General features: G+C 70.8%; 10 protein-coding genes. 7 read left to right on the top strand and 3 right to left on the bottom strand.

Features of this window, described 5'->3' with window-relative positions:
- Window positions 1–1,714: serine/threonine-protein kinase (locus D7Y13_RS31035; protein ID WP_147452530.1), on the bottom strand; the 1,714-nt coding region annotated here is incomplete at its 3' end.
- Window positions 1,715–2,045: 331 nt separating this feature from the next.
- Here D7Y13_RS31035 and D7Y13_RS31030 point away from each other — a divergent pair.
- The 5 genes from D7Y13_RS31030 (at window position 2,046) to D7Y13_RS31010 (ending at window position 6,426) form a co-directional block, all read left to right on the top strand.
- Window positions 2,046–2,711, top strand: coding sequence for a S1 family peptidase (locus tag D7Y13_RS31030; protein WP_120535316.1), 666 nt, complete (start codon window positions 2,046–2,048; stop codon window positions 2,709–2,711).
- Window positions 2,712–2,931: 220 nt separating this feature from the next.
- Entirely contained in the window at window positions 2,932–3,219 is a 288-nt protein-coding gene (locus D7Y13_RS31025; RefSeq protein WP_233595621.1) for a hypothetical protein, read from the top strand.
- A gap of 145 nt (window positions 3,220–3,364) precedes the next feature.
- Window positions 3,365–3,745, top strand: coding sequence for a response regulator (locus D7Y13_RS31020; protein WP_120535315.1), 381 nt, complete (start codon window positions 3,365–3,367; stop codon window positions 3,743–3,745).
- 172 nt (window positions 3,746–3,917) lie between these two features.
- Window positions 3,918–5,573: an L-glutamate gamma-semialdehyde dehydrogenase gene (pruA, locus tag D7Y13_RS31015; protein ID WP_120584091.1), complete on the top strand. Its 1,656-nt coding sequence runs from the start codon at window positions 3,918–3,920 to the stop codon at window positions 5,571–5,573.
- Between the two features lie 4 nt (window positions 5,574–5,577).
- Window positions 5,578–6,426 carry an aldose epimerase family protein gene (locus D7Y13_RS31010; protein ID WP_120535313.1) on the top strand — a complete coding sequence of 283 codons (849 nt, stop codon included), beginning with the start codon at window positions 5,578–5,580 and terminating at the stop codon, window positions 6,424–6,426.
- A 26-nt stretch (window positions 6,427–6,452) separates the two neighbouring features.
- On the opposite strand, the gene D7Y13_RS31005 is transcribed toward D7Y13_RS31010, so the two are convergent.
- Complete coding sequence (locus D7Y13_RS31005) at window positions 6,453–7,640, bottom strand: cytochrome P450 (protein ID WP_120584092.1); 1,188 nt, start codon at window positions 7,638–7,640, stop codon at window positions 6,453–6,455.
- Between the two features lie 86 nt (window positions 7,641–7,726).
- On the opposite strand from D7Y13_RS31005, the gene D7Y13_RS31000 reads away from it, so the two are divergent.
- Window positions 7,727–8,695 (top strand): alpha/beta hydrolase, encoded by a 969-nt coding sequence (locus tag D7Y13_RS31000; protein ID WP_120584093.1) that lies wholly within the window; start codon window positions 7,727–7,729, stop codon window positions 8,693–8,695.
- Between the two features lie 134 nt (window positions 8,696–8,829).
- Complete coding sequence (locus D7Y13_RS30995; protein WP_233595622.1) at window positions 8,830–9,492, top strand: glutathione S-transferase family protein; 663 nt, start codon at window positions 8,830–8,832, stop codon at window positions 9,490–9,492.
- A 7-nt stretch (window positions 9,493–9,499) separates the two neighbouring features.
- Here D7Y13_RS30995 and D7Y13_RS30990 read toward each other — a convergent pair whose 3' ends face one another.
- A complete protein-coding gene (locus D7Y13_RS30990) occupies window positions 9,500–10,444 on the bottom strand; it encodes an alpha/beta hydrolase family protein (protein WP_158620390.1) in 945 nt (314 codons plus the stop codon).
- Window positions 10,445–10,760 lie beyond the last annotated feature (316 nt).

Below are 10,760 nucleotides of genomic sequence, written 5' to 3'. Positions count from 1 at the left end.
CCTCCCAGCGCCCGCCCACGCGCTTGAGCGCGCCCGCCTCCACCAGCATGCGCAGGCACTCGGTGGCGAAGAAGGCGTTGCCTTTCGTGGTCGCGTGCAGCCGGGTGACGAAGCCCTCCGGGATGCCCAACCCGGGCAGCACCAGTTCCACCAGCGTGCCCACGTTCTCCGCGGACAGCGGCTCCAGGTCCATGCGCGCGGTGAGCTTCTCGTCCACCGTCTGGAACGCGAGGCTCAGGCGCGACAGCTCCGCGGAGCGGAACGTGCCCACCACCATGCCGCGCGTGCCGTGCAGCGCGCGGATGAGGACGTTGATGGCCTCCAGCGACGCGCTGTCCGCCCACTGCAAATCCTCGAAGCACAGCACGAACGACTGCCGCCCGCCGAGCGTGCGCGTCCACTCCGACAGCGCCTCGAAGAACGCGCCCTTCTCCTCCGTCCCCTCGCGCAGGGCCCGCTCATACACCTCGCCCTCGGGCAGCTCCGACGACAGGCCCGGCAGCAGGCGCATGAGGCGCGGCCCCAGCCGGTCCATCAGCTCCGACGGCGTGTGCGGCACCATGCTGCGCAGCGCCTGCGCCACCGGCGCGAGCGGGGCCAGCCCCTCCGCGCGGCACTGGCCCCGGCCGAAGGGCAGCTCCGCCAGCTTCGCCTGGAGCTCGAACTCCTGGAGCAGCCGCGTCTTGCCCACGCCCGCGGGACCGCCCACGAGCACCGCGCGCGACTGGCCCCAGTCCGCCTCCGCCAGGCCGTTCATCAGCCCTTCCAGCTCCGCCTCACGCCCCACCACCTCCGGCACGTGCAGGTAGCTGGCGCGCGCCGACAGCGGCTCCTCCGGGGACGGCTCGCCGCTCGCGTGGCAGAGCGCTTCGAGCAGCTCGCTCGCGTCCTGGAAGCGCTCGCGCGGGTCCTTGGCCATCAACAGGAGGATGATCTCCTCCAGCTGCGGATCCACCGCGCAGAGCGTGGAGGGGCGCGGCGGCGGACGCGTCAGGTGGTCCGCCAGCAGCACCGCGGGGTTGCTGCGCTTGAAGGGCAGCTTGCGCGTGGCCAGGTACCAGGCCATCACACCCAGCGAGTACAGGTCCGCACGCCCGTCGATGCTCGCGCCCCGCTGCCACTCCGGCGCCAGGTACTCCAGTGTGCCCTTGAGCTTGCCGGGGCTGGGCGTGCCCAACTGGTGCATCACGCCGAAGTCCATCAGCTTCACCGCGCCGGACTCGGTGATGCGCACGTTGCTGGCCTTGATGTCGCAGTGCACGTACAGGCGCGAGTGGATGAACGCCAGCACCTGCGCCATCTGGATCAGCACCCGGTACATCGTGCGCGTGTCCAGCGGCGCGTCCCGCACCAGCGTGCTCAGGTCGTGGCCGCCCACCACCTCCATGGTGATGAAGCGGTTGCCGGCCTCCGTCATGCCCCAGTCGAAGACCTTGAGCGTGGACGGGTGCTGGAGCTTCTTCATGGCGAAGAACTCGTGCCGGAACATCAGCACCAGCTCCTCCACCTTCGCCGCGGACAGCTCCGCCGGGACGTGCATCTCCTTGAGCGCGATGCGCCGGCGCTCCTGGAGGTCGTCCGCCAGCCAGATGCGGCCCATGCCGCCCTCGCCCAGCAGCGACTCCACCCGGTAGCGCCCCGTGACGACGACGCCCGGCTCCAGCGAACGCCGCCCCACGACGCCCGCGCCCGGCAGCGTGATGGGCGTACGCATCCGGTCCCCCCATGTGCTCGGAGGCCGGGTGCGTTCGTCCAGGACCGTTGTCTTCTCGTCGTCGCTCACGCGCTAGGGGCCGGCCGTTCCGCCGGGATCCAGACGTTGGAGGAATAGCACGTTTCAGTGACACCGCCTCCGGGACATCCGAGCAGGTGCACCCGGTGTTCCTAGTCCCTGATCAATCGTTCTGCTGGAAGAAAGTGCGTCCCGCCGGCCGGATGCCTGCTGGGGAGCCACTTCCGGCCCTGCCCCCACGTCGCCCCCCGACGCATGCACACCCTTCTTCCAGGCACAGGGCCCATTGCCCGCGCCAGAGGGGGAGGACGGCATGCGTGCGTGGAAGCGGGGGGGAGTGGCCGTGGCCTTCGTGGCCGTCACGGCGTGGATGGCGTGCGGTCAGCCCGAAACCCAGCAAGCCCAGGGCCTCCAGCGGGCCACGGCGGCCACGGTGACGCTGGGCGACGGCCACTGCGCGGGCGTGGTGGTGGGCCAGGGGCGCCATGTGCTCACCGCGGCCCACTGCGTCGCGCAGGCCTCCGGCCATGAGCTGGCGAACTTCGAGGACGGGCGGCGGCTGGAGGGCCGGTACGTGTTCGTGGATCGCGGCCGGGACATGGCCGTGCTGGAGCTGGAAGCGACGGCGCCCGTGGCCCCGCTGGAGGTGGCCGAAGCGCTGCCCGCTCCCGGGGACCTGCTCGTCTTCACCGGCCGGTATGATCGCCCCGGCGAACCGCAGCAGGTGATGCTGGAGCGGCTGGGCCGCTGCCCCTCGCTGCCGGACGTGCCCGCCGCGCTCTTCACCACCATGCACGGCATCCCGGGAGACTCCGGCGCGCCCCTGGTGGATGCGCGGATGCGCGTGGTGGGACTCGTGCACGGCGGCGCGCGGTGCAGCATCGCCGCGCCCACCGCGGACGTCGCGCCGGAGGTGGAGCGCCTGTCGCGCGAGGACGCGCAGCCGCTGGCCCGGGGCATGCCACGGGCCCCGCGCTGAAGCGTCATGACGGCTTTGCCGCGTCCTGCGTCATGCCCATTCCGGGCGCGGCGCGGCGCGGCAGGGAGGGGCCGCCCTTCGTCCCTGGACGGCCAGGCAGGCGGGCGGACCGGCCCGGCGTTGCCCGGGCTCCCCGGCGAGGACCACCTTCCTGCCGGAGGCCGGAGCGCGCCCGGACGTCCGGGGACGGCGACCGGAGACCCTTTCGGGAGGCGACACCATGGCCGGCAACAAGGGCAGCAAGAACTTCCAGCCTCGCAACCGGGGCCAGATGGAGGACGCCCAGGACCGGGCCGCCGCGGAGCTGAGCCGCGAGCGCTCCGAGGCCGCCGCCCGCGATCCGGACGTCAACCCGGGTCCGCTGGAGGAGACCCCCTGGGAGGCGGGCGTCGAGCGCGGCGAAGGGTGGCAGGAGGAGCAGGTGCCCGAGCGGGAGGCCCGGGGTGACGAGGAGCCGGACTCCGAGGTTTCCCGGCGTGGGCTCGTGAATCCACCGCCGGAGTCCTAGGGCTGGGCGGCAAACCCGTGAGGTGGAGGCTTTCAGGAATTCCTCCGGGTGAGGGGGGACCTCTTGCCCGGTGCGCACGGTGGGGGGATGCTGGGTGCCGTCGTCCCCTGCTGTCCGCGGTCCCCTCCCCGGGAGTCGAAGCGCCGTGAAGCCCAAGGTCCTCATCGTCGAGAACTCCTGGACCATGCGCGAGACGCTGCGGCTGCTGCTGTCGGGGGAGTTCGACTGCACGGTGGCGGCGGACGGCGAAGCGGGCCTGGCGCACGCGCTGGCGGAGCCGCCGGACGTGCTCCTGTCGGACGTGAACATGGAGGGCATCGACGGCTATGAGCTGTGCCGTCGCGTGCGCGCCGAGCCGTCCCTGGCGCACCTGCCGGTGGTGTTCGTCAGCGGCTACGCGCCGCGCGCGGAGCTGGAGCCGGGGCAGCCCCAGCCGGATGCGTACCTGGTCAAGCCGGTGAAGCCGCCGTACCTCATCGCGCAGCTGCATGCCGTGTTGCAGCGTGCGCGGGGCGCAACGGCCTAAGGCCGCGGGCGAGGGCTGAAGCCGGTCGCGCGCCGGGCGGCCTTCCACCGCGAAGGCGTTTGAAGCCGCCGCCTGTGTCGCGGCGCGGACGGCCCCGGCAACTCTCGCTGACCTGGACGTGCGGGAGGGCTATACCTTGCCCACCTTTTCTTTCCCGCCCCGAGGTCCTCGCGTGCTCAACGCCTTCCCCCGCGTCCCGGCTCCCAAGAACGAGCCCGTCCTCTCCCACGCCCCCGGCACGCCCGAGCGCGCCGAGCTGCAAAGCGCGCTCAAGCGCATGAGCGGCGAGCAGGTGGAGATCCCCATCGTCATCGGCGGCAAGCACGTGCACTCCGGCAAGACGGACACGGTGCGCATGCCCCACCGGCACAAGCACGTGCTGGCCACCCTGCACGAGGCCAACGCGAGCCACGTGGAGCAGGCCATCCAGAACGCGATGAGCGTGAAGGAGGACTGGGCGCGGATGTCCTTCCACGCGCGAGCGGCCATCTTCCTGCGCGCCGCGGAGCTGCTCGCCACGCGCTACCGCCCGCTGCTCAACGCGTCCTCCATGCTGGGCCAGTCGAAGACGGCGCACCAGGCGGAGATCGACGCGGCGTGTGAGCTCATCGACTTCCTTCGCTACAACGTCCACTTCGCGCAGCAGATCTTGTCCATCCAGCCGGAGAGCTCCGCGCAGACGTGGAACCTGACGGACTACCGGCCGCTGGACGGGTTCGTCTTCGCCATCACCCCGTTCAACTTCACCTCCATCGCGGTGAACCTGTGCGCGGCGCCCGCCATCATGGGCAACGTGGTGCTGTGGAAGCCGTCCTCCACGCAGGGCCTGAGCGCGTGGTACGGCCTGGAACTGCTGCGCGAGGCGGGCCTGCCCGACGGCGTCATCAACATGCTGCCCGGCGACGGCCCCACGGTGGGCAACCCGGTGCTGGCCAGCCCCCACCTGGGCGGCATCCACTTCACCGGCTCCACGCCCACGTTCAACAGCCTGTGGAAGACGGTGGGAGAGAACATCAGCCGCTACAAGCAGTACCCCCGGCTGGTGGGTGAGACGGGCGGCAAGGACTTCATCTTCGCGCACCCGTCCGCGGCGGACGACCTGGAGGCGCTCGCGGTCGCCATCGTGCGCGGCGGCTACGAGTACCAGGGCCAGAAGTGCTCCGCCGCCAGCCGCGTCTACGTGCCGGAGTCGCTGTGGCCCAAGCTGAAGCCGCGCCTGCAGGCGCTCATCGCGGACATCAAGATGGGCGACGTGACGGACTTCCGGAACTTCATGGGCGCCGTCATCGACGAGCGCTCATTCAAGAAGGTGTCCTCGTACATCGAGCTGGCGAAGACGGGCGGCGACGCGACCATCCTCGCGGGCGGCGGGACGGACAAGAGCGAGGGCTGGTTCGTGCAGCCCACGCTGGTGCAGTGCCACAGCCCGCGCCACCGCATCATGACGGAGGAGATCTTCGCGCCGCTCGTGGGCCTGTACGTCTACCCGGACGCGAAGCTGGAGGAGACGCTGAAGGAGTGCGACCAGTCCGCCAGCTACGCGCTGACGGGCGCCATCTTCGCGCGCGACCGCAAGGCCATCGAGATGATGATGAACAGCCTGCGCAGCGCGGCGGGCAACTTCTACATCAACGACAAGCCCACGGGCGCGGTGGTGGGCCAGCAGCCCTTCGGCGGCAGCCGGGCGTCGGGCACCAACGACAAGGCGGGCTCCATCGTGAACCTGTTCCGCTGGAGCAGCCCGCGCACCATCAAGGAGAACTTCGTGCCGCCCGCGAAGGTGCCCTACCCCTTCATGGACAGCGACCCGAAGGAAGGGGCCATCTAACTCCATGAGCGGACCGTTCCCGGGCATCGCGGGGCTGGACACCTACGCGCTGGAGGACGGCGCGTGCCGCGTGGAGATCATCCCCACGCGCGGCGCGCTCGTCACGCGCATGGTGGTGGACGGTGAGGAGGTGCTCTTCCTGGACGAGGGCACCGTCGCCGACCTCACGAAGAACGTGCGCGGGGGCATCCCCGTGCTCTTTCCCATCGCCGGTCCCCTGCCCGGGGACACGTACCCGGCGGACCGCAAGGCGTACACGCTGCCGCAGCACGGCTTCGCGCGGCGGCTGCCGTGGACGGTGCGGCAGGCGGAAGGCTCGCTGCTGGTGCTGGGGCTCACCTCCTCCGAGGAGACGCTGCGCCAGTACCCCTGGGCCTTCGACGCGCAGCTGACCTTCTCGCTGGTGGGCAGCCGGCTCACCCTCGACTTCGACCTGGAGAACCGGGACACGCGGCCCCTGCCGCTGCACCTGGGCTACCACCCGTACTTCCGCGTGCCGCAGGGCCACAAGGCCCAGGCCCGCGTGGAGACGGACGCCACGCACGCGTGGGACAACCGGGAGAAGAAGGAGGTGCCCTTCACCGGCCTGGACCTCACGGCGCAGGAGGTGGACATGCACCTGCGCGACCACAAGGGGCCGGGCACGGTGCTTTCGCGCGGGCCGGGCCTGCCGCCGGTGAAGCTGTCGTGGAGCCCGGAGTTCCGGCTGCTCGTCGTGTGGACGTTGCAGGGCAAGGACTTCGTCTGCGTGGAGCCGTGGACCGCCGCCGCCGGAGCGCTGGCCACCGGCGAGGGCCTGCTGCACGTGGAGCCCGGCGAGCGCGTGTCGCTCGCGTTCGACATCGAGGCCTGAGCCTCACGCCCTCTCGTCCCGCGCGCTCAGGCGTGCGGGATGAGGGGCATCGTCAGCGGGCCGCGCACGGTGAGGGAGGTGTTCCACTTCACCGGGCCCGTGGGCGTGAAGCGCGTGAAGCGCGACAGCAGCACCTCCAGCCCCACGCGCGCCTCCAGCCGGGCCAGCGGCGCGCCCAGGCAGAAGTGGATGCCGTGGCCGAAGGGGAAGTTGTTCACGCCCTCGCGGTCCATGTCGAAGGTGTCCGGGTCCTTGAAGCGCTCGCCGTCGCGGCACGCGGAGCCCACCATCAGCGCCACGCGCGCGCCCGCCGGAATCACCACGCCCGAAACCTCCGTCTCCTTCGTGGTGACGCGCACCAGCCCGTGCACGGAGGGCTCGAAGCGCAGCACCTCCTCCACGAAGCGCGGCAATTGCGCGGGGTTCTCCCGCAGGCGGGTGAGCAGGTGCGGGTGCTCCATCAGCATGCGCACGCAGTGGCTGACCAGTTGCACGGTGGTCTCCAGCCCGGCGACGACGAGCAGGAACAGGAAGCTCATCAGCTCCGCGTCGGAGAGCGCCTCGCCGTCCACGCGCGTCTGCACCAGGTCCGACACCATGTCGTCCTGCGGCTGGCGGCGGCGGTCCGCGACCACCTGGGACAGGTAGTCCTCCATCTCGCGCACCGTGGCGCGGATGGACTCGTGGCGGTGGGTGTCCTTCTCCGTCGTCCCGGACACGCTGGACAGGTCCACCGACCAGCGCTTGTAGCGGGCGGTCATCTGCGGATCCAACGCGAACAGCTCGCCAATCACGCTCGCGGGCAGCGGCATGGCGAAGGCGTCCACGAAGTCCACCTCGCGCTCGGGGTGCAGCCGCTCCGCCAGGTGTTGCGCGAAGCTCCGGATGCGCGGCTCCAGCCGGTTCACCGCCGTGGGCGTCCACGCGCGGCTCACCAGCGTGCGCAGCCGCATGTGGTGCGGCGGGTCCATGACGATCATGGATTCGGAGAACGGGTTGTGGCCCAGCCACGGAGGCGCCGTGGTGGTGCGCACCCCCGCCGAGGAGAACACCTGCGGGTTCTTGAACGCCGCGGACACGTCCTCGAAGCGCGTGAGCGCCCACAGGCCTCCCGGCTCCACCTGACACACGGGCGCCGTGCGCCGCAGCTCCGCGTAGACAGGGTAGGGATTGGCCCGGACCTCCGGCGCCATCAGGTTCACGCGTCCGCTCATGGAAGAATTTCCTTTCCGGGCTGGAAATGTATACCCGGTATACTGGCGGCTGAACAGAGGCGTCGCCTCCCCTCCCCCCGAGTCACATGTCCCGTCTCGTCCTCGCCGCCGTCCTTGCCCTGGGTCTGTCCGCGTGCTCCGACGACCCTGATGAAGTCCCCCCCGACGCGGGCGCCACCGCCGACTCGGGCACGGCCACCGATGCCGGCACGGACGTCGATGCGGGCACTGACGCGGGCAGCGACGCAGGCACCCAGGTGGACGCCGGGACGGACGCCGGTTCGGGCAGTTCGCAGGGGTCCGGCAAGCTGCCCTGCATCAGCACGGGTTCGGTGAAGACGGACGCGGGCACGCTGCCGTTCTGCGAGGCTCAGGTGGGCGAAGCGCGGGTGAAGATCATCGAGCCCCAGGCCGGCATCGTGGCCGCGCCGATGAAGCTGGCCATCTACCTGCACGGCGACGGTGCCGCGGCCTACAACGGCAGCAACCCCCGAGCGCTGTTCACCCACGGCGGTTGGACCTACGGACACAACACGCTCTACGTGGCGGCGCTCGCGCCGAACAAGTGCGCGTGGTGGACGAATCCGGGGCGCACGGACTGCACCACCGAGGGGACGGACGCGGATCGCGACCTGGAGGGCAAGAACGCGGCGACGCTGGTGGAGATCATCGAAGCGCTGCGCCGTGGCTGGAACATCCAGGACGGCCCCATCTACTTCGGCGGCTCGTCGGGCGGCTCCATCCAGCTGACCGCCAGCTTCCTGCCGCGCTACGGAGACCGCTACCCGGGCGTCTACGCGCTCAGCTGCGGCGGGGAGAAGCCGTGGTCGGGCAAGATGGACTGGGACACCACGCAGGCCTCGCTGCGCGGCGACACGAAGTTCTACTTCACCTACGGCGACCTGGATCCGCTGCTCGTGGACATCCGGGACGCCGAGTCCTACTTCACCGGGCTCCAGTTCCCGGTGAACGACAAGGTCATCGCGGGCGCCGCGCACTGCGCGTTCGACCAGGTGGGCCGCGTCTCCGAGGTCTGGAACGAGGTCACGCCGTAGCTCACGCGCCCGAAGGCGCCGGGGCGTGCGCGATGGCCGGCGCCTTGTGCCGCAGCCAGGGCACGCGGCTGACGTTTTTGACTCCGAATTCAAGGACAAGGAGCGGAGCGCGGTGCCACCGGGAAGGCCCTAACGTGTCGCGCATCCTCCTGCCTTCCGGAGCCTCATCGATGCGCCTCCACGACTACCTGCCCTCGGCGAACGGCTACAAGGTCCGCACACTCTTCGCGCAGTTAGGCATCGCATACGAGTTGGTGCCGGTGGACATCTTCGCGGGCGAAAGCCACACGGCCGACTTCCACGCGAACAAGAACCCGGACGGCCGCATCCCGGTGCTGGAGCCGGAGCCGGGACGGTTCCTGGCGGAGTCCAACGCCATCCTGTTGTTCCTCGCGGAGGGCACGCGGCTGTTGCCCGAGGACCGCTTCGCGCGGGCGCAGGTGCATCAGTGGATGTTCTTCGAACAGAACGCGGTGGAGCCCAACCTGGGCACCGCGCGCTACTGGCGACTCACCGGCAGGGAGCCCCAGCAACCGGAGGCGTTCCGACAGCGCGTCTCCGGGGGAGTCCGCGCGCTGGAAACGCTGGAGCGCCACCTGGGCACCCGCACGTTCCTGGTGGAGGAGCGCTACACCGTCGCGGACCTCTGCCTCTTCGCGTATGTGCACCTGGCGCCGGACGCGGGTGTGGAGCTGACGCCGTACCCCGCAGTGCGCGCGTGGCTGGAGCGGGTGCGGCAGCAGCCAGGCTTCCAGGGCACGCTGCCGCCCTACCCGGCGAACGCCCGGGTGCGTTGAGCGGGCCTCACCGATCGCGTTCAGCGAGCACGGCCTCGCGGGTCTCCGCGTCCGTGAGCACCACCGTCGGTGCCTCCGCGGGCGCCGCCGCGAGCCTGCGCGCCAGCAGCTCCGTCACGGGCGCGAGCACGCTGAAGTGCGTGGCCCCTGGCACCAGGAGGAACGACAGCGGCGCGCCCTTCGCGGCCTTGCGCAGCGGTTCGATGGCGTCGGTGTTGCCATGGTCCGAGCCCTCGATGACCTGCGTGGACACGCGCAGAGCCTCCACGAAGCTCACCGGATTGCGCATCCACAGCTCCGGCCCCGTGGCGCGGTCCAGCGCCGTGCCCGTCCTCCCGTACTCGGAGACATCGTGGGTGGGGCCGAAGACATACGCCCCCTTCAAGCGCGGAGCGTGCGCCGCGGCGATGAGCGCCAGCGTGCCTCCCGTGCTGTGGCCTCCCAGGTAGATGCGCGCCGGATCCACGTCCGGACGCTGGGCCAGGAAGTCGATGGCGGCCACCACGTCATCCGCCTCGCCCAGGAAGTACTCGTGCTCGCCGGGGTTGTCGTTCGCGCCTCGCAGCGACGGCAGCATCAGCACCATCCCCGCCTCGCGGAACGCGCGCGCGCTCTGATCATTGTCGCGGTCCGCCGGCTGCCACGCGAGCGGCCCGATGCCCCAGTTGAACCCGCCGTGGAGCCACACCATCGCCGGGCGCCGGCCCCCTTCACGCACGGGCGTGACGTAGGCCGCGTTGCTTCCCAGCGGCGCCGGATAGCGCACCAACTCGAAGACGCCCGAGGGCGGAACGGGCGCGCTCACGGGCGGCGCGGACGGATCCTTCAACTGCGTGCGGAACGTCTTTCGCAAGGTCATGGGCGTGGGCGGCGCGGGCCTGGAACAGGCGGTCGTGAAGAGGCTGGTGATGAGCAGGAGGAGAAGCGCGGCGGCGCGGAAGGACGTCATCATGGGAATACGCGACGAGGCGTCGTCACCGGTGCGTGACGTGCGAGGCTTCGTTCCGGAGGGTGGCTTGACAGCGCGCGGCATGCTCGCTACTTCTACTCGCAGAATGTTCGTCACCTCCGCCATGTGCATGTGTTCGATGCCTGTTCCGGGTGGGCCCAAGCCCGCCGCGGCCGGCTGACGCACAGCCTGCCCCTGGCGAGCCACCGGAGCCCACCCACCCGCGAGGGTCGGTGGGCTTCGTCGTTCCGGGCCTCCGCTCTCGCACCCCAGCCGAAGAGCGTCGTTAGCGCCCACCGTGACCTGAAGCCTCCCCCGC

It is taken from the genome of Corallococcus praedator (assembly GCF_003612125.1).
GTDB lineage: Bacteria > Myxococcota > Myxococcia > Myxococcales > Myxococcaceae > Corallococcus > Corallococcus praedator.
The sequence above is the reverse complement of the archived record's forward strand: the minus strand, read 5'-3'. Positions and strand labels throughout refer to the sequence as shown.

Coding starts and splice junctions, on each gene's coding strand:
- D7Y13_RS31005 (WP_120584092.1), bottom strand. CDS start 7,640: ATGAGCGGACGCGTGAACCTGATGGCGCCGGAGGTCCGGGCCAATCCC.
- D7Y13_RS30990 (WP_158620390.1), bottom strand. CDS start 10,444: ATGATGACGTCCTTCCGCGCCGCCGCGCTTCTCCTCCTGCTCATCACC.
- D7Y13_RS31025 (WP_233595621.1), top strand. CDS start 2,932: ATGGCCGGCAACAAGGGCAGCAAGAACTTCCAGCCTCGCAACCGGGGC.
- D7Y13_RS31030 (WP_120535316.1), top strand. CDS start 2,046: ATGCGTGCGTGGAAGCGGGGGGGAGTGGCCGTGGCCTTCGTGGCCGTC.
- D7Y13_RS31010 (WP_120535313.1), top strand. CDS start 5,578: ATGAGCGGACCGTTCCCGGGCATCGCGGGGCTGGACACCTACGCGCTG.
- D7Y13_RS31000 (WP_120584093.1), top strand. CDS start 7,727: ATGTCCCGTCTCGTCCTCGCCGCCGTCCTTGCCCTGGGTCTGTCCGCG.